Source organism: Robinsoniella sp. KNHs210 (assembly GCF_000686105.1).
Lineage (GTDB): Bacteria > Bacillota > Clostridia > Lachnospirales > Lachnospiraceae > Robinsoniella > Robinsoniella peoriensis.
The window spans coordinates 600934-622399 of the sequence record NZ_JMLZ01000001.1 but is presented as its reverse complement, the minus strand read 5'-3'; the positions used below and the strand labels follow the sequence as shown (position 1 = coordinate 622399).

Genomic DNA, 21466 nt, shown 5'->3' with positions numbered 1-21466 from the left:
ATGTTTTAATGATGTTTCTTTATTTTTATAATGTAAGACAAGAAAAAGAAAATGAGAAACACAAACGAATTTACACCTTGATCTGTAATATAAGATTGCAGCTTAGATTCATTGGCAACATGCCTGTAGGATGAACTCCCGGGAGATTCCTGTATATAAAAGGTTCCGGTATCGGAAATTGTAAAGCTTACAATACCCAGATCTGAATCGGATTTTGCCTCAGATATGAAAGAACCGTTCTGATCGTAGCAGTATTTGTTGTTTGCCGATATAGAAAGGCTTGTAGGAAACTGTACCGAAATTTCTGTAAGTTTATTCACAGGTTTTCCATTTATAGAAATTGCAAAATAAAACGAATTTTTGCTTATGGATTTTATGGTAACAGCCAGCATATCATTTTCTGATAAATTAAGACCTTCCAGAAAATCGTTTGGAATATATAGAGAGGTTCCGTTTTTTTCAAATAGCACCGTATTATGGCTTATTTTCATAAGCTGGTTTAGTATAGTACCTGAAATAATAGTCTCCGTATCGGTCACCGCCTGCACTGGCTTTGCTTCTGCTGTTTCATCCTGCATATTCTGATTTTCAGTTTCAATGTTGCCAGGTGGTAATTCCTGATCGGTCCGGTCACCATCCCCACGGCTTCCGTTCCAATTCATAACTGTAATATTATTGTCTTTTTCTATAAAAAGCTTTTGAACTGCAGACCATCCATCTGGTGTTTGTTCCTCAGATATGCTATTGGAAGAATTGTCAGCCTCCATCTTGAGCAGGTAATTAACCTCGGATATCAGACCGCCAATATAAATGCTGGAATTATCATAAAATACGTTGAAATCTTCAGCAGCATTCTTCCAGGATAATCCATTGTCAGTGGAATACCAGATCTTACTGTTTTTTGATGTGTAGTGATGAAGCGTATCGATACGAACAGTATGTTTAGGTTCCTCATCAAGCGTTGATGATATGGGAGCAAATATTTTGATTAAACTGATATCGGGGACGGATTTATCCTGTACACCTACAGTCAGTATCTTATTTTCAGGAAGGTTCTGTACATGCATACCACCTATAGTTTCCAGGTGCACAGACAGGGGATATTTTCCTGCTTTGAGCGTATTGATTTCACTGAAATCATATTTGCACATAATGGGGATAGCTTTCAGGTTGTTCATATCTCCTGCCTTTGCAACGGTAATATAAATATAGTCAGGTGCGGTAATCCAGGCATCAATTCTATTTGTATATAAAGGTAAGACATTGATTTGATCAATATCTATATTAAAATCAACAAATTTACTATATGTTGTTATAAAGTCAGATTCAAACGGATCCAAATAAGAAGAATCTGCGTTTACCTGTAATGCTTCAACGGCTTTGGCATTCAGCCCCTGTGCAATAATTGTACTGTAAAAAACATCAGCTGTTCCAACACAGGAAAGTGCAGTACTATCTGTGCCGGAAACGGACAGATACATAGCTGCAGGCAGGGAAAAACCATCTGGATCAAGACTCTCAATTGCTTTTGCCTGATTGCCTTCCGCTATTATTTTCACATATTCTGCAGAAAGTGTACTGCCTGGATCCAAAGAAATGGTGGTACCTCCATTCATTCCATCGCCTTCAGATCGTATGGTGTAATAGTCACGCAGATATGGATCCTGTCCGCTGAAAGACTGCATAAGAATCAGCTTTCCTTTATTCTTTACCTTGATCAAAGGCTGATTGACACCTTCACCATATAATTCATTTACATTTAAAAACAGCACTCCGCCTTCTTCAACTATAATCGAATAAGGACCCATATCTATGGAAGTAGTGCCAATTTCAAAAAAACGTGAATTAGAATCAAGACGTTGTATGTCGGAAATAATTAAGTTGTTTTGCACATGTACCGCTGCATTAACCTCATTATGTGAATTAATCCAGTTAGTCAGTTCGCTTATCGTAGATGCTGTATAATAGGGTTCTTCCGGATTTTCTATGACAGAAGCATTTGCGCCGGTACTCCAGTTATAGTTTCCGTCAGCGTAAACCGTTAAATAGAATAGATCGGAGCGCAGACCGGGCGAGCTGCTGTCCGGTTTGTTTTCCAGAAAAAAAATATATTCTTTTCCAAGCTGAATATTTGTTTCTTTATCAGAATCACCGCCGATTTGTATATACTCAGATGCAATAGTTACCGGTTCAAAGGAGTACTTTTTCCAGGATTGACCCTGATTATCGGAGCCCCATAAATCAAAATCTGAAGAATAACCGGAACACCGGAACATAATACTGGCATCCTTTTGATTTACACTGGGGATGGCAGCGGTCAGATCGGGCTGATTATCCGAACGGACAGTAAGAAGCACTTCTTCGTTTTCGACTAACACCATTCCATTAGAGTAACTTCCGAGATGACCGCTTATTGTATAGTTTCCATTGGCATCTGCTGTAGTGGGGGGATCCCATACAACGGGTACCGAAAAATATATCGGATTGGTAGGAATTCTCGGGTCGTTGGATACAAACCAAACATTATACAAACCTGTATACAGATAATGGCTAACAGCTGATTTAAGGATTGTTTTTTTATTCCACTGATCAGCCTTAATCATAGAAAGGTTACTATTTTGATGGAAAAATTCAGGAATAATATCATTTTCTGTTAAGATCCAAGATAAAGAGGCGGGAGAATCTATGGATAAAGCACCCAATCCTGAGGCGTGAATTCGGCTGAAATCAATCCGGTTTTGCGCTGTCTGCAGCATATTATCATTACTATTTGTATTATTTTCCCAGAAGATTGCCCTGGAATTTTCTCCTTCTGCTATTATACTGCCCGCTTCACAGTTAATTTGCCCTTCTTGGATGTGAACTGCAATTGCTCCAGGTCCGGAAGCGGTAATAAGGGAAGAATCAAGTAATACGGTACTGTCGGAATAGATGGCAGTTCCTCCCTTCTCTGAAGTGCCTCTTGCGATTACCGTACATGCGCCATTGTTTCGTAACAGTGATAATCCATAATCCCGGTTGGCAGATTTTAGAACGGGTTGATCTGTACCGATACCGCAAAAGGTAAAAGGGCCATTAAAAGAGACTCCTGCCAGACCGTAAGAACCTGTCTCAATGGTAATGGGCTGGCGGGTATAGTAGGTATCCGTTGAGGGCAGGGAAATATTATCAGCCAGAGTTACGCAGCCCCCAGTCTCCTGATGAGAACGAAGCCAGCTATCCAGTTCATCAGCAGTAGACACCATGTCCTGAATATCCGGCTGGTCAGATTCAGGGTCCGTCGCCTGATTATCTGTTTGACCGGCTGCAGATTCGGTATTCTCGCTAATGGTATCAGGGGATTTTGCAGCGGTTTCCATAGATAGAAGAAACATAAGGAAAATAAAAATAGTTATATAATATTTCATAAAAACTCCTTTTGGGCGCGATAAAAGATAGCCTTTTCGTGCAGAAAAGACTATCTTAATCCATAGTATTTTAAATCTTTGCTTTTGATAATGTATTTTATCATATATTAATATGGAAGAAAAGATTTCTTTCAAATTATATGATCTGTAAAGCCGGAATTATAGAGAAAGAACCTGACCACCAGCTTTATTAACAAGATGTTTCACATATAAATTAAGGAATTCCTTCTTTTTACGTCGGGCAATTGGAAGCTGTTCACCATTCGTAAGTAAAATGTAATTGTTATATATATTTTTTATATAATCCATGTTTACTGCTACTTCACGATAACATTCCATAAATATTTCCTCTTTTAAAAGCTGATTGATACAGTAACTGACGGGGTTTGCAACGATAATAATATCATTGTTAACCATATGTATTCGGCATCTGCGCAGCTGGCAGTCTACATAAATAATATTTTTAAGCGGCAGCTGGGCTTTGAATTTATTAATAGTAACTTCTAGGGATTTTGGTTTTTCGTTTAATTTCTCCAGCTTGTCAAAGCACAGATGAAGCCCTTCTTCAAATTGTATTCTGTGCATAGAGAGGGGTTTTAGGATATAGTAGACAGGTTGTACAGAGAAACTTTCCAGTACATAAAAGTCGCTGTCTGAAAAAAACATGAGACAGGCGGTTTGATCTTTTTGATATATCTCTTTTGCAATTTCGATACCATTTTTTCCATCCATATAGACATCAAGTAATATAATATCATACAATCCAGGACGAAATGTTATCAGCAATTTTTCGCCGCTGTTGAATTCAACATATTCAATAGGGAGATTCGGATGATAAGTACTACAATAACTTGTTATGTAACTCATGGCTTCCTGCCGATCCTCTACAACATCGTCAACGATAGCTATCTTCAATTTTTTCACCTCACTGCTGATTTAAGACTACTTATGCTTATATATAGATAAATATTATAAAGTCGAATTTTATTATAATATAGAAGATTTTAGAGTTCAACCACCACTCCGTCATAAAACACACCTCTCTGTGTAAAAAGGTACCATTGAATTAAGCCGGTCCTGGAATTAGTTTTGATCATATACTGACCGGACTGTAATAATTATGACCTCTGTGCGGCATGGACATCCACTGGGTTATTATCCGTTGACTGGTACAAAACAGTCTGCTATATTTGAAAAAATCATGGCAGAAAACGGCCGAGGTACAAAGGAAAGGATAAACGTAAAGGTGGATTCTATGGTCAGGACGAGTAAACGCAGGTATACACGACTTGAGTGGGAAGAGTGGTACCAATATGCAAAAGAATATTATCTTACATATCAGAATCTTAGAATTCCCATCAAGTATAAAACAAAAAACGGACTTCTGTTAGGCCGCTGGATCGAACGGCAGAGGGCAGCATACCATGAAAAAGGTTCATATATAATAAGTGATACGCAGATATCGTTACTTAATCAGATTGGAATGGAGTGGACGATGGGAATTCGAACACAATGGGACATCTGGTATCAGTATTGCGTTCGGTACTATTCGAGTTATGGGCATCTGGATATTCCGAAAAACTACATATACAAACATCTTCCTTTAGGTGAATGGCTGTGTTATCAAAGGAAACGCTATAAGCAAAAAAAGATTAGCGACAGTGAGATTGAAAAACTGGAGCAGCTGGGTATGAGATGGCAGATACGTATAAGGCGGGAATGGGATGACTGGTATCAGGAAGCAAAAGAATATTATGAACGATACGGTGATCTTAAAGTGCCTCTTAATTACGTGACCGAATCCGGATTAAAGCTTGGATTATGGATAAATATACAGAGGGAAAAATACAGAGGTACCAGAACGAATAATATCGATAGCAGTAAATTGCTTAAGTTAAATCAAATCGGTATGCTGTGGGGATTTCGCAGCAGCAGATCGTGAGAAAGAACATATGTTGGAGATAATATGAAAGAGAAAGCAGCAGTTGCGGCAGGTATATTAGTGATTGTTATCCTTGTCATTATAGGTGCAGTAAAAATTACAAGGATATTCCCGGATAAGCCGAACAGGGAAGCAGAAAACAGACCGGAGAACTTTGAAAAGGATACGTTTCCTTCCGGTTTAAATGACAGAAAGAATGATTACAGCCTTCCAGATAATGATGACATTGCAATAGGATGTACAGTATCTGAGTTTAAGGAAAAAAACAGTTCTGTTTCTGCTACAAATGATACGACGGGAGAAGTTCTCACCGGTAATGTCAATATAGCAGATATGCTTTTTGAGGCAGAGTTACATTTTGATCAGCAGGGTTCAATGGATTCTGCTTTTTATACGGCGGCATACACGGATGGTGCATGGGAGTGCTTAATCCGATATCTTGCGCAAAAGTATGGATATGCAGCAGCAGATACGGAAGATGGCAGTACATACCGATGGCTTATAAGAATAGCTGGTGGAGAAACATTCGAGATGAAAAGCTGTTTACAAGACAGCAGTATCATTCTTAGCCTTACGAAACAGACAGATACAAGTGGGGTCTGGAATTATGTGATACCAGATATGAATAATACAGGATACTACAGTCCGGCTGAACAACTTCAGGAATTTACAGAAAAGTATCCCGAGTGTATTGGCAGCGACGGAAGGATTCTGATAACCGAAAAGAGTGCGGAAAAATATAATTATTGTTTTGAACAGTTTAGAACTTCGGAAAATATACGTTTTACAAATCTGAATACCCCGGTCTTATTAGATGATTTTTATCTGAGCGATGGGAATATTATAAATGACTATCGAAATAATGGCGGGAATACTGTCATAACCCTTCGAAACGGAGAAGTTGAGAATGGAATGATAAGAGCATGTAATATGGTAATAGATAAGATTTATATGCATGATTCAGAGAGTGATTTTATAAATGCATTATATAACGTGAAGATCTATGACAGTTATTTTACCGATGGAGGGACTAATCCGGAAGCCCATGCTGATGGAATTCAGATAGCAGGATATGACTCTATTGATGCATATGATATCTATTTGGAAAATGTCCGAATTGATATGCCGCATATTCCCGGATATCATGTGGCAAATGCCTGTGTAATGATTCAGCCGGATTATGGTGCTGTGAATGGCACAGAGTTAAACCGGTGTATCTTAAACGGGGGAGGTTTTACCATCTATTCTTTTCCTAAGAAGAATACAATTGCAAATGTTGTGATGCAAAATACGATTATCGGAGACGGTTACCGGTTTGGAGTATATTACAAAAATTCACAGCAGAACATGTCGGAAATTAATACAGCAAGGAGTATGGAGCCGCTGATTGGCAGCATATCTGTTGAAGATAATCAGTTTGTGTTTAATTTAAGCAATTATAACACGCAGGCATATTCTGTCAACGGAACAATCAGATATCTGAAAAATGGTGAAGAATCGGGAGAGCAGGAATTTTCCGCAGATATAGGGGGATATATACCGTTCAGCGATTATGGGGAAAAACTTGATTATGGAGGAAAGGTAGTTGATTATCCCCGGCAACCAGTGAATCTTACAGAGCGTATTGATATGGAAGAACCAGATTGCGATGCAGTATCCGTCACATTTTATTCCGGCGGAAATTATTTAGGATCATATTATATTGCAAAACAAGGGGAAGTGGAATGAAAGTATCGGTAGCGTTGGCAGCCTTTAATGGCGAACGATATATAAAGGAACAATTACAGTCTGTCTATGAACAGTCGCTAACGGTAGACGAGGTTATTATATGTGATGACTGTTCATCAGATAATACGGTATTAGTAGCCGAATCTTTTATCAGGGAGAAGAATCTTCACGGCTCATGGCATATTTATAAAAATAAAGAAAATCTCGGATATGCAGGAAATTTTATCCGAACCATGAATTTGTGCCATGGAAAGTATATTTTTTTATGTGACCAGGATGATATTTGGTTTCATGATAAAGTGATGCGCATGGTAAAGGTTATGGATGATAATCCTGGTATAAAACTGCTGGCATGTGATTATGAACCATATGCATGTACAAAAGATGCACCAAAACTCTCCCGTGAAATCATGAATAGAATGAAAAATGATGGATCTGTCCGGCATATACATCTGGACTGTAAAACAATTTTTATCGGAAGCGAAGGCTGTGCCATGAGTATCCGGCGGCAATTCTTTGAGCAAATCAAAGGCTATTGGACTTCGGGCTGGGCACATGATGAATTTATATGGAAACTCTCTTTATGTGAAGATGCCTGCTATCTCTATCACAGGATATTATTTAAAAGAAGGCTGCATTCTGACAACTTATCAAAAAGGAAAATGCATCAGATAGAAAAAAGAATCCAGTTCCTGGATATGCTGCTGGTCAGTCACAGACAAACCCTAGAATATGCAAAAATGAAGAAGCTTGCTCCCGATATCCTGACAATGATCCGAAACAACCAGGAATCTGTCAGACTGCGCATAGAATTATTGAAAAATAAAAAATGGATGAATATAATTCCATTGTCTTTGCGGTACCTAAAGTATTACAGCTGTAAAAGATCTATATTGGTTGAAATGTTGATGTCAGTGAGAAATAAATAAGATGCTGTATGAGGAGAAAAAATGAATGACAGACTGAAATTTATTGATATAGCAAAAGCAATTGGAATCATTTGTGTCTGCATTGGACATTCCGGAACTTCAACATTTATTGTTACAGCAGTCATGATGTTCCAGATGCCCTTGTTCTATTTCATCAGCGGATATCTGTATAAAGATTTCTATTCAGAACATCCTTTTATACGTATTAAGAAAAGTATAAAGGCATACTATCTTCCTTTTCTTGCTTATGATATTGGATATCTGGTTTTACATAATATTTTTGCCTTGCTGCATCTGGTAGATGCGAAAAATGGAGGCGGTGCATATTCGTTAAAGGAATTTAAAGTACATTTTTTTGATATTATAACTGGATGCCATAGAGAATATTTTTCAGGTGCACTTTGGTTCTTAATAGCGATATTTATAATAACAGTCGGGTTTTCAGCGGGTAATTTCCTTTTGCTGAAATTAGGGCTGGAAAGGTACAGAATTTATATTATTACAGCCGTGGCACTCTGCTGCTTTCTGTTCAGTAAAATTTCTGTAATCCCAAAACCTATGATTGTGAGAAGGGCTTCCGGGGGAATGTTTTTCTTTGTGATGGGATATCTTTACCATTATTATGGCTGGGATCGAATTCTTGGCAAGTATAGAAAAACAATTCTTTTATCAGCAGTGACTACCCTGGGTGTTATAGCCTGGCTCAATGAGATGGGATATTTTAGTGATGTATATAATAATATAGGTGCTTCTGCAGCAGGCGGTTTGCTGGGAATAAGCTTAGTATTGGTGATTGCCAGTTTCGGTTGGTTTCAGAATAATAAGTATTTGATACAGATAGGCAAATGCTCGCTGGAAATAATGGCATTACATTTTCTGGCATTTAAAATAGTAAGTTTAATCATCATCATAATATACCGACTGCCGGTTTCGCGCCTGTCAGATTATCCGGTTATAGAGACCGGGGGTTTGTGGTGGATCTGTTATACATTAGTTGGAGTATGCGTACCTGTAATCTTAAAGTTAGCGGCAGTCCGGCTGCAAGGAAGATTTATAAGGGGGGATAGAACATAATGAAAATAGTATTATCTGGCGGATGGAGCTATGGCAATATCGGAGATGAAGCAATCGCCCGCTGTACCATATACTTATTAAAAAATTTTTTTCCCCGGAACAATCTGACGATTTATTCCTATGATCCGCAAAATTTTTATTATCACCATGAAATGAAATCGCTGGAATCCGTACATAAAAAAGTAGATCGATGCGGGTTAAATACGTTATCCGGGATTGAGGAGGTACTAAGAGAACCAAAAGCGTTTCTTCTGGATGAATTTTCAGATAGTCTTGATGAAAGTACATTATTTGTTATGGCAGGCGGAGGGTATTTTAATGATCGCTGGAAGCGACAGTTTATAGCCCGTATTCTGGAAATAGAGATAGCAAAGCGTAAGGAGGCAAAGATTGCTATTATCGGGCAATCCATTGGTCCTATAACAAGTGCAGTGAACAGGAGATATTTTAAAACTGCAATGAATGCCTGCGACTATATAAATGTCCGTGATAAGGATACTTTTAATCTGATCAGAAAATTTTTACCTGATAAAGATGTGACACTCGGAATAGACACTGCAATCATAATATCAGATACCTATATTTCAGGTAAAGAGCAAAAAAAGCCAGTTATAAATGTAATGGCAGCCGGGTATTCCAAGTACACTGCGATTCAGGGTGACTTCATACAAAACCGTTTTTTTAATAAACTCATAAGCAGAATCACATTAAAATATTATGTATATAGTTTTAAGATGAAAAAAATAATAAAGCTTCTGAGTTACGGGCAGAAATTCAAAATACGTTTTGTTATGAGCACAAATTGGTATTTTGATTTGAATTTTACGAAAAAAATCGCAAAAAATTTACCGGATAAAGATTATGAAATCATCATAAATCCTAAGGTAAATGAACTGTGCAGATATCTCTCAGAAGGACAGGTAATGATAAGCTCAAAGATGCATCCAGTAATTATATCTGCCTCTTATAACATTGAGAGTATTGCTATATCCTATAATTTTAAAATTGATAATTTTATGGAGGCAATCGGGTGCCAGGATAATTGTTATCGCAATGACAGGCTTGCTATAGAGAATTTAGTAAATAAAATCCCCCTGATTTGCAGCAATGAGAATAAAGAATTTGAGCAAAAGGTTAAGGATTGGAAAAAAAACGTTTATTCCATGGCTGAGCAAATGGCAGCTATGTTTGGAGAGAGCAGATAAGGGGCGGAGTCTGTGAGCAGAATAATTAAAATCAAGGAAAAATACAGTACGCTGTCAATAGCCGCTAAAGCCGGAATCTGGTTTGTTATTTGCAGCGTGATACAAAAAAGTTTTTCACTTATTACAACCCCGGTGTTTACTCGCCTTTTAACAAAAGAACAATTTGGAATATATAGTGTTTATCTGTCATGGCTGCAGGTATTTACCATTGTGTGCACTTTCCGGTTAGATTTTGGGGTATTTAATAAAGGGATGACCAAATATCACGACAATAAAGAAGAGTATACTTCATCCATGCAGGGAATTACAACGTTACTGACAATTACTGCTTTTCTGGCATATCTGTTGTTTCGAAAACAGATTAATCAATTAACGGAATTAAGTACAACAATTACCTTGTTTCTGTTTTTGGAATTGTTATTTACGCCTGCTCTGAATTTCTGGATGATCCGGCAAAGATATGACTTTCACTATAGAGGTGTAGTTTTTGTAACAGCAGCTATGTCTGCTGCAAATTTTCTGATTGGTTTAGCTGCTGTTATCTGTATGGAGGATAAAGGAATTGCCAGAATACTTTCGTGTGTTATCGTACAGGCATGTTTTGGCATGATCTTTTACCTGGTTAATTTAAGCAAAAGTAAAAAGATTTGGAAATGGGAATATATTAAATTTGCAATTATATTTAATATCCCTTTAATTCCCCATTACTTTTCGTCTTATATTCTGGATCAGTCTGACCGTATTATGATTCAGAAAATGTGTGGTCTGGAATCTGCAGCTTTATATAGTGTAGCCTACAATGCCGGGCTTGTAACGAAAATAATTGTTAACAGTATTAATAATGCACTGATTCCCTGGCAGTACCGGAAACTTGAAAAGGGCCAATACAAGGCTGTAGCAGGACAGATGAAGTCTGCAGGTATTATGATGGCATTTGCTTTTTTAGTATTTATAGCACTCGGTCCGGAGCTGATCAGATTAATGGCATCTGAAAAATATTATGACGCGGTAAAAGTCATTCCGCCCGTTGCAGCCAGTATGTTTTTTGTTTTTCTATACAGCGTATTTTGCAATATTGAGTTTTTTTATGATGCAAATAAGGCAGCAATGATCATTTCAACAATAGGGGCAGCCGCCAACATTATACTGAATTATTATTGTATTCCCCGGTTTGGATATTCAGCAGCAGGTTACACAACGCTGTTTTGTTATCTGCTTTTTGCAGGAATGCATTACGTTTATGTCAATAAGGTTGTCAAAGCTAACACCGGATCTCCATTGTTCAGTACATCAGACTTACTGGCAGTCTCATTTGCTTTTTTGATGTTCGCGTCAGTTATTAGTGTGTTTTATGGAAACTGGATTATTCGGTATCTGCTTATTTTGGGGTTGGTTTTAACGGTAGTAATAAAAAGAAAATATCTGATAAATATTATAAAAGATATTCGGGACAAATAGTGGATATCTTAGTGTATGCGAGAGGAATTGGAATGAAGAGGGAGACAGAAGAACTGGTAAGTATTGTTATTCCTATCCATAATTCGGATGAAACCATTGGATGTTGTTTGGAGAGTCTGATACAGCAGGATTATAAAAATATCGAGATACTCTGCATTGATGATGGGAGTACTGACAATACAAGGAACATATGTACAGAATATGCAGGCAGGGATTCCAGAATACATTATTATAAAAAGAGAAACAATGGTCCCGGATCTGCCAGAAACTATGGAATTGATCATTCAAAAGGGAAATATATTCTATTTGTAGACAGTGACGATACCCTGGAAACAGATTCGTGTTCTAACATGTGTAAGGAAATGAAAGAAGATTATGTTGATTTTGTAATCTGTGGTTTTCATCTGTACCGTAAAGGAAAATTGGTTTCTTATCAGATTGGCAAGCGTTTTTCAGGAAGAAAAGACAGATTTGTTACGACGAGGTTTCGGAAAATGTATGATGATTTTTTAATTAATGCACCCTGGAATAAGATGGTCAGAACAGAGTTTTTAAAAAAATATAACATACGTTTTCACGAGAATTTTTGGTTTCTGGAAGATTTAATTTTTTCAATGGATTTAATAAACTGTTCAAAGTATTTGAAAGTAATCGATAAAGCACTTTACCGTTATAACTATTTCCGCCCCGGTGCATTGACAACGAAATACCATGAAGATACAGATAAAGCAATTATGCTCTTAGGAGAGAAACTTGAGATCTGTCTTCTGCCGCATAATATAGATATGTCACATTACTATGCGGATCTGGTTCATAAAATGCTGATGTTTTCAAAGGAGGTACGCAGAAATAAAAAGTTTTCCTGGAAGTTAAAACTGGAAAAAGAATATCAGATGTTAACGAATCCGAAATTTAAATATTACCTGGCGAATGCAGTAAGCAGAAGAAATAAGATGAAGGTTAAAATATGGCTGATGAAAAAAAGGATATTTTTCTTTGAACATTATTATAAGCAATAAAGAAAATCCAGGGGAATGGAGGAAAGGAAGTAATGGAATGATCAGTGTAATTGTACCGGTATATAATGTAGAACCTTATCTAAAAGCATGTGTGGATTCTCTGCTTTCCCAGACTTACCAGGACATGGAAATTCTCCTTATTAATGACGGATCTACCGATCATTCCGGTGAAATATGCAGAGACTTGTCTAAGACATCTGAAAAAATACAGTATTTTACACAGGATAACCAAGGATTATCTGCGGCTCGAAACAGAGGGATTGAGAAATCTTCCGGAGAATATTTGTGTTTTGTTGATTCTGATGATATTGTCCATCCACGATATCTGGAAATTTTATACCGGAACATTATTGAATGCCATGCTTTAGTTTCAATATGCAGCTTCCTGGTTTTTGAACAGGATGCAGACCTGAATTTTGATAAAGAACTTTCTGACAAACCAGTCATAAAGGACAAAGCAGAGCTAATGCGGTCACTGGCATATACAGGATGCGATGAAAAGAACACGACAATTATTATAGCCTGGAATAAATTGTTTTCTAGGGACTTGTTCTGCACGTGTCGTTTTTCTCCTGGAAAGCTGCATGAAGATGAATTAATTATCCACCAGCTGGTTGATAAAATCCCATATGCAGTTGTAACCGCCAGCCAGTTATATTTTTACAGAAAACGGCCAGGAAGTATTATGGATAAAAAGTTTTTTCTGGATATACGTCATCTTTCCATGATCGAAGCTTTCCGGGAAAGGGTTATTATATGCCAGAAAGAGGTATATGCAGAGATTCGCAGTAAAATGACAGAAAGTTATCTGGATACTATCTGCATACAGTTATTTCGTATGGTAGAGGCAGATAAAAAAGATGTATGGGAAAGCTTAATCAGGCTGTTGGAAGCCGAGACAGAAAAGTATCAAAAGACAATACATAAGCGAAAGCAGCTGATTTACCGCGTAATTTCGAAATATCCGGTAACAGCCAGCAGAGTCTTCCTATGGAGTCAGTTTTTTTTAATAAAGAAGAAAAACATAATCCATAAATGGATGAGTTAGAAGGAAAAAGTGAAAAAAGTCAGTGTAGCAATTATAACGTATAACCATGAAAAATATATAGAGAAAGCCATACGAAGCGTATTAGCGCAAAAGACATCCTTTTCAATTGAAATTATTGTCAGTGATGACTGCTCTGGGGACCGGACACAAGCAGTGATTCAAAAACTGCAAAAACAAAATTCTGATTGCATAGTGCCGGTACTCCGGAAAAAAAATGTGGGGATGAAAATCAACAGTATTGAAACGTTGAAAGCCTGTAAGGGTGAATATGTTGCCTTTTTAGAGGGGGACGATTACTGGACAGATAGTGGTAAACTGCAAAAGCAGGTGGACTTTCTGGATCAGCACAGAGATTATTCAGCTATTTATCACGCATGTAAAGTTATAGACCATCATGAGACAGAAATAGAATTACCCGGTACATTTTCAGCTTCGCCGGAATATTCGGTAAAAGATATGGAGAATTATTTAATCCCAGGTCAGACTTCAACAGTAATAGCCAGAAACTTTTGGAAAGAGGATTTATCCCTCCTGGAGCTGCTTTACAAGGTACATTATGCGCCGCTTGACAGAATTGTCCCGCTGTTTTTGCTGAGTGAGGGGAAGATTGGCTGTATGCAGGAACAAATGTCCGTATATCGTTATCTCATTGAAGAGAAAGGCAGCTGGTCATATAAGTTTCAAAGGGGAAATTATCTGTGGAGAGCGTATGCCTTTGCAATACATAGAGAAATTGAAAAAATAGGAAAAAAACTGAATGTTTTAATTTCTTATCGTAATCTGGAGGCGAAACTCTATTCTGACTATATGGCGAAAGGGTTTGTTTGGAAACGTCCGGGATATTTTTTTCTTGCTTTGTTTATGATCCTTTTTGGAACGCACAGAATGTATATGATAATTCATGGTAATCGGATATTATACCTTCGTTTGAAAAAGAAAATTCAGAATAGATATGATGGAGTACGTGATGATAAAAATAAAAAAAGTGGTTCATAAAATCAGGGAAGGATTTTTTAAAGAGGTTTGTCAGGAGCTGAAATTTATCTATCAGCTTTCAAATGCATATAAAAAAGGAATTATTCTGTATACTGCACTGGCATTGTTTACGGCATGCATTACACTTGTTATTTCCGTACAGCTAAAAGATTTTGTGGATTTGCTGCTGAATAAAGATTTTAAGGGTGTAATAGCCGTTGCTGCAATTTATATCAGCATAGGATTAGTGAATTTAATAATAGCCATGCTGAGCCAGAGATTATCTGCCATAATCAGCAACCGGATGAGAAAGGATTTATCGGTGCGGGCTTATAAAAAGATACTGACGGCAGAATGGGAAAATCTTACAAGGCTTCATTCAGGAGATTTGATGACCAGGCTAAGTGAAGACATTAATATGGTATCCGGGAGCGTTGTCGGGTGGATACCCAGTCTTTTATCCCTGGGAATCCAGATAGGTATTTCTGCACTGCTGATAGTCTATTACGATTTCAGCATGATATTTTTAATTATGTTTCTAGGGCCTGTAGTACTGTTTGGTTCCAGAATTTTTTTAAAGAAAATGTACATATGTAATCAAACGCAGAGAAAAGCTGTCAGCGATGTGATGACGTTTTTAAAAGAAAGTTTCCATAATATCCAGTCAATCAAAGCATTTGATCTTCATAAAGTATTCACGGAAAAATCTGTAGATTTACAGGAAAAACGAAGGAAAATTGAACTGTTGGTAAATAAATACTCCATAGCTTCCTGGGGAGTGATGTATGTAAGCGGCCAGCTTGGTGCAATGGTATGTCTGGCATGGACAATCTATCATATCTATACCGGTGTGATTTCCATTGGAACGATGACTCTGTTAATCGTATTGGCAAACTATATAGCCACAGCTTTTAAGACTTTGGTTCAGACAATTCCCAATGCAGTAACAACCATAGCATCTTCTTCCAGGATACGCAGCCTGCTGGCTATGGAAGATGAAAAGACAGAACATGAAGAAGAGAGCGTGGACTTTCTGGAAAAAGGGATGCGTACAGGTGTGACAATTGATATTCAGCATATGAATTTTTCTTACCAAAATGGAAAAGAGGTCTTTGAAAATGTCACTCTGAAGGCAGAGCCCGGTAAAATTGTAGCATTGGTAGGCCCTTCGGGTGAAGGAAAGACCACCATGCTCCGGATATTACTTGGTCTTGTTCGTGTGCCGGGGGACAAAGCGGTGATGCGGGTTGGTAATAATCAAGAAGATACTCTGCCACTGAATCCGTCTCTCCGTAAACTGATTGCTTATGTCCCACAGGGAAATACAATAATGAGCGGTACAATTGCAGAAAACCTTCGCTTAGTACGGGAGGAAGCTTCTGATGAAGAATTAATGGAAGCTCTGGATAATGCCTGTGCCCTGGATTTTGTCAATAAACTTCCGGCAGGTATTCATCAGCCTGTTGGAGAAGGCGGTATCGGTTTTTCAGAAGGCCAGGCGCAGCGGCTGGCAATAGCCAGAGCCCTGTTATGCAGAACACCCATCCTGTTTTTAGATGAGGCGACTTCTGCGCTGGATGTAGTGACGGAACGGAAAATACTCAAAAATCTTATGGGTCAGGCAAGCCGAAGAACCTGTATGCTTACTACTCACAGACCAAGTGTACTGGCTATGTGCAGCCGCGTATACCGGATTGTTGATCATAAGGTAACGGAACTGGATGATGGTGAAATAAAAAAAATGATAAATGATTTTTAAAAGGAGACTGTTATGGTACTAGGGGTATATGGAGCAGGCGGTAATGGCAAAATTCTTGTAGATCTTGCAGAAACAGTAAATATGTTCAAACAGAGATGGCAGGAAATTGTATTTATTGATGATGTTATTGGTGTGAGTGAGTCATATCGGAAAAGAGTTTATACTTTTGAGGAGGCAATCACTGCATATGATTCAGATGAGATTGAATTTGCAGTATCGGTGGGAGATCCGGCTGACAGGGAACTTCTATACAGAAGAATAAAAGATAACGGATATTATCTTGCAACAATTATCCATCCTCATTCGAATATATCCCCGTCACTGATAGCCGGAGAGGGACTGATCGTAGCTAATGGATTTATCGGGAGCGATGTGACACTGGGAGATAATGTGGCGGTGGGGTATATGGCATTGATCGGACACGACACATGTGTCAAAAGCAATACAATGATTTCAGCAGGTGTTTTTATTGCAGGTCACTGCAGTGTAGAAGAAAAAGTTTATATTGGACCGGCAGCGGCTATCCGTGACCGGCTGCGCATTGGTACGGCGTCTGTGATCGGTATGAATGCTGCTGTATATAAAGATGTTCCTGCACATACCACAGCAATTGGTAATCCCGCCAAATGCATTGTACGTGAAAATGGTAAAAAGCTTTTTTAGAGGAAGGAATGGATAAGATGAAGAATCCTATTTATGTGACGAGACCATTTTTACCGCCAAGAGAAGAATATGACCGTTACCTGGATCAAATTTGGCAATCCGGTGTAATTACAAACTCAGGACCGTTGCATAATCACCTGGAGGAACAGTTAAGAAAATATCTTAATGTTCCTTATGCTATGCTTTTTACTAATGGACATCTGTCACTTGAATTTTTAATTCAGGCCGCCGGTTTGACAGGAGAAGTTATTACAACACCATTTACATTTGCATCAACGGTACATGCCATTGTCAGAAATGGACTGACACCTGTGTTCTGCGATATTTTGGAAGACGACTATACAATTGATACCGGTAAGATAGAAGCACTGATTACAGATAAGACTTCAGCTATTATTCCGGTTCATGTATACGGAAATCCCTGTGATGTGGAATCTATACGAAAAATAGCCAGAAAGCATGGGTTAAAAGTTATTTATGATGCGGCGCATGCTTTTGGCGAAGAAGTAAATGGAATTGGAATTGGTAATTATGGTGACGGCTCCATATTTAGTTTTCATGCTACAAAGGTGTTTCAGACAATTGAAGGAGGGGCAGCTGTTGTAAAGGACATGGAGACCGGTTATAAGCTGTATCAGCTTAAAAATTTTGGGATTACCGGTGAAACGACAATCAGCAGTATCGGAGCAAATGCCAAAATGAATGAATTTCAGGCTGCAATGGGCTTATGTAATCTGAAGCATGTTGATGAACTGATTAACGGAAGAAGAAATATTGTACATCGGTATGAAGAAAATTTAAAAGAGGTTACCGGAATCCGGTTAAACAGACGAAAAGACAATATCAAATATAATTATGCTTATTTTCCGGTCTTAGTGGAGGAAAGCTTTGGAGCAGACCGGGATAAAGTCTGTGAGGCACTGAATAAAGAACAGATCTATCCGCGCAAATATTTCTACCCGTTAATCAATAATTGCAGATGTTACAGGGAGAGGTTTGATCCTGGATTTACACCTGTAGCAGAATATATATCCGAGAATATCATAACATTGCCGCTCTATCCGCAACTTGCTATGGATGATGTGGATCGTATTTGTGAACTGATGAAAGCATGCAGATGAGGGAAAAAAATGAAGAAAGCAGATAAAAAGTTAAAAGTGTGTTTTGCGGCATCTTCCGGTGGGCATTTTGATCAGTTAATGATGCTTGATCCTTTAATGGACAAGTATGACAGCTTTATATTGACGGAAAAAACCGGCTATGAAGTCAGTACAAAAAATCACAAAACCTATTTTCTGAAACAGATCAACAGAAAAGAGAAGCTGTGGGTCTTAAATATGTTTCAGATAACATTAAAATCTTTTTGGATTTTTATGATGGAAGGACCGGAAGCGGTAGTCTGCACCGGTGTTTTGGCTATGGTACCGATGTGTCTGCTATGTAAACTGTTTCGAAAAAAAGTAATTTATATAGAGTCTTTTGCAAAGTCTGAAAGCCCAACGGAAACTGGAAAACTTCTATATAAATTTGCGGATAACTTTTATGTACAATGGAAGAAAATGTTGGATATATTTCCCCGGGCTTCTTATCTGGGAGGTATTTATTAAGGCAGGAGATGATTAAAAATGATTTTTGTTACAGTGGGCAGTCAAAAGTTTCCTTTTGACAGGCTATTAATAGAGGTAGACCGCCTGATCGGGACAGGTGTCATAAAAGAAGCTGTTTATGCCCAAACCGGTTATTCCCAATATATCCCTGTTAATTATACATACCGTGCATTTCTGAACCAGACTGAGATGGAAGAAAAAATATCTGAAAGTTCGATTATTATAACACACGGTGGAACCGGGATTATAGTCAGGGCAATCAAAGCTGGGAAAAAGGTAGTCGCAGTGCCAAGGAAAAAAGAATACCATGAACATATAGACAATCATCAGATGGAACTGCTCAGCCAGTTCGAAGCAGCAGGATTTATTTGCTTTTGCAGGGAAACAGCTGATCTTGCAAATAAATTAGAGGCAATTGAACAGTTTACCCCCCTCATTTACAATTCGAATACGGAATCTTATATCAAAAATATTGGAGGCTGTCTGGATCGGATACAAGCAGGAAAACAGGATCAGTCTGCTAAGAAAAGATTTGGGAAATATATAGAATATCTCACTACAAAAATCAAAATCATGTTTCATCAGAAATACTACTGGTATGAAAATACTACTGTGAAATATCTATTTGAAAAAATGCACTCTGATGCAGTCATTTTTGTGTTTAGTTCCTGTACAAGAGCCGGAATTAAGGCGAGATATAATTACGTCAGAACACTAAAGAGGATAAATGCAGATAAAATATTTGTGCTGGACGATGGAGGGAATGATGCAAGAGGATTATTTTATCTGGGTGAGAATATGGATTTTTTTGTTGAACGCGCAGTTGAAAGCCTGATTAAGAAAACAATCAGTGAAGGCCGGTATAAAAAAATCATTTTTGCCGGATCGAGTAAAGGCGGTTATGCAGCAATCAATTTTGGGGTTCGGATTCCTGGCAGTACAATCATTGCAGGTGCCCCCCAATACCGGCTTGGAGATTATCTGATGGATGAAAATAATCGGCTGGAGCAGACTCTGGTATCGGTTACCGGCTGTGGGTATTTGGATGCAGATCAGGATAAATTAGAGAAATTAAATAATCATCTGAGAGTGAAGATCCTGGATGCTGTCCGAAATAATAAAGAAAACCATATTTACCTGCATTACTCTAAAGCAGAACATACCTATTCTGAGCATATTAAATTTATGCTGATGGATTTAGAGACAGGTAATTTTTCAACGAAAAAAGAAATCTTATATTATGAAAATCATTCTGATATCAGTTTATATTTTCCGGATTTTTTAGTCAGGTCTATAGAAGAGGTTATGGCATGCAGAGATCAAAAATAAAAGTCAGCGTTATAGTACCGGTATATAATACCGAAGCATATTTAAAAGAGTGTCTGGACAGTTTGGTGCACCAGACATTACCGGAAATAGAAATTATCCTGATTAACGACGGATCTACAGATTCTTCAGAGGAGATTATGAAAGGATACTTAAAAAAATATCCGGATAAAATCCGGATGTTCACCAGGGTTAATGGAGGCCAGGCTGCAGCCAGAAACCAGGGCTTATCTTTATGTTCCGGAGAATATGTAGGATTTGTGGATTCTGATGATTCAGTTGATTCTGCTATGTATGAGCAAATGTATAAAAGAGCAGTATTAACAAGTGCAGATATGGTGGAATGCGGCTACGGATATTATGAGATTAAAAATGGAAGAAAATACCGTCTGAAAAATTATGCCTCCGTATCAGAGAAAAAGAATAAGAGAGAACTTTTTCTGGATCCCCTGGTTTCTCCCTGGAATAAGCTGTATAAGGCATCGGTATTAAAGCGGGCCGGAGTGTTTTTTCCGGAAGGGCTGATATACGAAGATACTGCCTTTTACATAAATTTAATTCCGTATATTAACCGAGCCGTTTATCTGGAAGCTGAATATGTAACACATTATTATAGAAAAAATTCTACCCAGACACAAAAGCATAATCCACGGGCTGGAGAAATGATTACGGTAATACACGAAATCATTCAGTTTTACCATGTACACCATTTCTGGGATACCTATTTTGCAGAACTGGAATATTTCTGTGTAAAAATCCTGCTATGCAGTTCCCTTGGAAGAATTGCTTTATTAAGGGATAAGAAATTAAAAATGGATTATCAAAATCAGATTATAAACATAATTGATACTTATTTCAGTAATTACAGAAGTAATAAATATCTTAAAAGAGGAATAAGAGGATGTATTTTAAAGTTAGTTAACAAATATACGATAAGGGGATTCGGAGTGGTTTTTGGACAATTCTATAGAATCAGAATGAAGGTGTAGGGGATTTAGAATCAGGAGAGGATGTGAATATTTCCATTGAACAGCGAAGTTGGTTTCCAAAAAAAATTAAGGCACCAGAATAGAAGTAAGAATAAAAAAGTTTCCTTATATTCATTATCAATTTTTCTTGTAATCTCGATTTTTTTTATTCCGGATTACATAGGTTTTTCTGTTTTCAATTGCCAGAGGGTAACACTCTTAATCATCTGGTATATGATTTTGCGTAATCCTGGGCGGACAAAGGAATTTAAAAATGTCATTTTTTCGTTTCGTGGGAATGCTTTTGTACTGATATATATGATTGTTTTGCTTTACACAGCAGTATACCGAAGAAATA

The 21466-nt window shown here is 37.7% G+C and carries 17 protein-coding genes; 15 read left to right on the top strand and 2 right to left on the bottom strand.

The annotated features are described in order from the left end of the window. Positions 1-5: 5 nt before the first annotated feature. The gene (locus CD03_RS0102350; protein ID WP_027292254.1) at positions 6-3407 is read right to left on the bottom strand and encodes a hypothetical protein; all 3402 of its coding nucleotides are present in this window, start codon (positions 3405-3407) and stop codon (positions 6-8) included. A gap of 159 nt (positions 3408-3566) precedes the next feature. Continuing rightward, on the bottom strand, positions 3567-4322 hold the full coding sequence (locus CD03_RS0102345) for a LytR/AlgR family response regulator transcription factor (protein ID WP_027292253.1): 756 nt from the start codon (positions 4320-4322) through the stop codon (positions 3567-3569). Between the two features lie 286 nt (positions 4323-4608). Between CD03_RS0102345 and CD03_RS0102340 the strand changes: the two genes are divergently transcribed. Genes CD03_RS0102340 through CD03_RS32095 form a run of 15 tightly spaced genes read left to right on the top strand, consistent with a single transcriptional unit; the run spans position 4609 to position 21129 of the window. Beyond that, complete coding sequence (locus tag CD03_RS0102340) at positions 4609-5349, top strand: helicase associated domain-containing protein (protein ID WP_160295861.1); 741 nt, start codon at positions 4609-4611, stop codon at positions 5347-5349. Positions 5350-5373: 24 nt separating this feature from the next. Next, positions 5374-7077 carry a hypothetical protein gene (locus tag CD03_RS0102335; protein ID WP_027292251.1) on the top strand — a complete coding sequence of 568 codons (1704 nt, stop codon included), beginning with the start codon at positions 5374-5376 and terminating at the stop codon, positions 7075-7077. Further along, a complete protein-coding gene (locus tag CD03_RS0102330) occupies positions 7074-8006 on the top strand; it encodes a glycosyltransferase (protein ID WP_027292250.1) in 933 nt (310 codons plus the stop codon). Before CD03_RS0102335 ends, CD03_RS0102330 begins: the two co-directional genes overlap by 4 nt. A gap of 21 nt (positions 8007-8027) precedes the next feature. Continuing rightward, positions 8028-9080: an acyltransferase family protein gene (locus CD03_RS0102325; RefSeq protein ID WP_027292249.1), complete on the top strand. Its 1053-nt coding sequence runs from the start codon at positions 8028-8030 to the stop codon at positions 9078-9080. Then, positions 9080-10285: a polysaccharide pyruvyl transferase family protein gene (locus CD03_RS0102320; protein WP_027292248.1), complete on the top strand. Its 1206-nt coding sequence runs from the start codon at positions 9080-9082 to the stop codon at positions 10283-10285. Before CD03_RS0102325 ends, CD03_RS0102320 begins: the two co-directional genes overlap by 1 nt. A gap of 12 nt (positions 10286-10297) precedes the next feature. Beyond that, complete coding sequence (locus tag CD03_RS32120) at positions 10298-11743, top strand: lipopolysaccharide biosynthesis protein (protein ID WP_052377627.1); 1446 nt, start codon at positions 10298-10300, stop codon at positions 11741-11743. A 32-nt stretch (positions 11744-11775) separates the two neighbouring features. After that, entirely contained in the window at positions 11776-12762 is a 987-nt protein-coding gene (locus tag CD03_RS0102310) for a glycosyltransferase family 2 protein (protein WP_027292247.1), read from the top strand. After that, positions 12740-13810, top strand: a complete 1071-nt coding sequence (locus CD03_RS35680; RefSeq protein WP_052377626.1) for a glycosyltransferase family 2 protein — start codon at positions 12740-12742, stop codon at positions 13808-13810. Before CD03_RS0102310 ends, CD03_RS35680 begins: the two co-directional genes overlap by 23 nt. Before the next feature lie 9 nt (positions 13811-13819). Then, positions 13820-14806 (top strand): glycosyltransferase family 2 protein, encoded by a 987-nt coding sequence (locus tag CD03_RS35675; protein WP_027292246.1) that lies wholly within the window; start codon positions 13820-13822, stop codon positions 14804-14806. Continuing rightward, positions 14778-16544 (top strand): ABC transporter ATP-binding protein, encoded by a 1767-nt coding sequence (locus tag CD03_RS0102295; RefSeq protein WP_027292245.1) that lies wholly within the window; start codon positions 14778-14780, stop codon positions 16542-16544. The genes CD03_RS35675 and CD03_RS0102295 overlap by 29 nt, the downstream gene beginning before the upstream one ends. Before the next feature lie 12 nt (positions 16545-16556). Then, entirely contained in the window at positions 16557-17207 is a 651-nt protein-coding gene (locus CD03_RS0102290) for a NeuD/PglB/VioB family sugar acetyltransferase (protein ID WP_027292244.1), read from the top strand. Positions 17208-17224: 17 nt separating this feature from the next. Next, the gene (locus CD03_RS0102285) at positions 17225-18328 is read left to right on the top strand and encodes a DegT/DnrJ/EryC1/StrS family aminotransferase (protein ID WP_027292243.1); all 1104 of its coding nucleotides are present in this window, start codon (positions 17225-17227) and stop codon (positions 18326-18328) included. A 9-nt stretch (positions 18329-18337) separates the two neighbouring features. Then, on the top strand, positions 18338-18814 hold the full coding sequence (gene pssD, locus CD03_RS0102280; protein ID WP_027292242.1) for a PssD/Cps14F family polysaccharide biosynthesis glycosyltransferase: 477 nt from the start codon (positions 18338-18340) through the stop codon (positions 18812-18814). Between the two features lie 18 nt (positions 18815-18832). Then, positions 18833-20143, top strand: a complete 1311-nt coding sequence (pssE, locus tag CD03_RS36935) for a PssE/Cps14G family polysaccharide biosynthesis glycosyltransferase (protein ID WP_052377625.1) — start codon at positions 18833-18835, stop codon at positions 20141-20143. After that, on the top strand, positions 20125-21129 hold the full coding sequence (locus CD03_RS32095; protein WP_044288853.1) for a glycosyltransferase family 2 protein: 1005 nt from the start codon (positions 20125-20127) through the stop codon (positions 21127-21129). The genes pssE and CD03_RS32095 overlap by 19 nt, the downstream gene beginning before the upstream one ends. Positions 21130-21466: the final 337 nt, after the last annotated feature.

Excerpts from the sequence above, each read along its gene's own strand:
- CD03_RS0102320 (WP_027292248.1), top strand. The coding sequence starts at position 9,080 with ATGAAAATAGTATTATCTGGCGGATGGAGCTATGGCAATATCGGAGAT.
- CD03_RS0102340 (WP_160295861.1), top strand. The coding sequence starts at position 4,609 with ATGGCAGAAAACGGCCGAGGTACAAAGGAAAGGATAAACGTAAAGGTG.
- CD03_RS0102310 (WP_027292247.1), top strand. The coding sequence starts at position 11,776 with ATGAAGAGGGAGACAGAAGAACTGGTAAGTATTGTTATTCCTATCCAT.
- CD03_RS32095 (WP_044288853.1), top strand. The coding sequence starts at position 20,125 with ATGCAGAGATCAAAAATAAAAGTCAGCGTTATAGTACCGGTATATAAT.
- CD03_RS0102325 (WP_027292249.1), top strand. The coding sequence starts at position 8,028 with ATGAATGACAGACTGAAATTTATTGATATAGCAAAAGCAATTGGAATC.
- CD03_RS0102290 (WP_027292244.1), top strand. The coding sequence starts at position 16,557 with ATGGTACTAGGGGTATATGGAGCAGGCGGTAATGGCAAAATTCTTGTA.
- CD03_RS0102350 (WP_027292254.1), bottom strand. The coding sequence starts at position 3,407 with ATGAAATATTATATAACTATTTTTATTTTCCTTATGTTTCTTCTATCT.
- CD03_RS0102285 (WP_027292243.1), top strand. The coding sequence starts at position 17,225 with ATGAAGAATCCTATTTATGTGACGAGACCATTTTTACCGCCAAGAGAA.
- pssE (WP_052377625.1), top strand. The coding sequence starts at position 18,833 with ATGATTTTTGTTACAGTGGGCAGTCAAAAGTTTCCTTTTGACAGGCTA.
- CD03_RS0102330 (WP_027292250.1), top strand. The coding sequence starts at position 7,074 with ATGAAAGTATCGGTAGCGTTGGCAGCCTTTAATGGCGAACGATATATA.
- CD03_RS0102295 (WP_027292245.1), top strand. The coding sequence starts at position 14,778 with ATGATAAAAATAAAAAAAGTGGTTCATAAAATCAGGGAAGGATTTTTT.
- pssD (WP_027292242.1), top strand. The coding sequence starts at position 18,338 with ATGAAGAAAGCAGATAAAAAGTTAAAAGTGTGTTTTGCGGCATCTTCC.
- CD03_RS0102335 (WP_027292251.1), top strand. The coding sequence starts at position 5,374 with ATGAAAGAGAAAGCAGCAGTTGCGGCAGGTATATTAGTGATTGTTATC.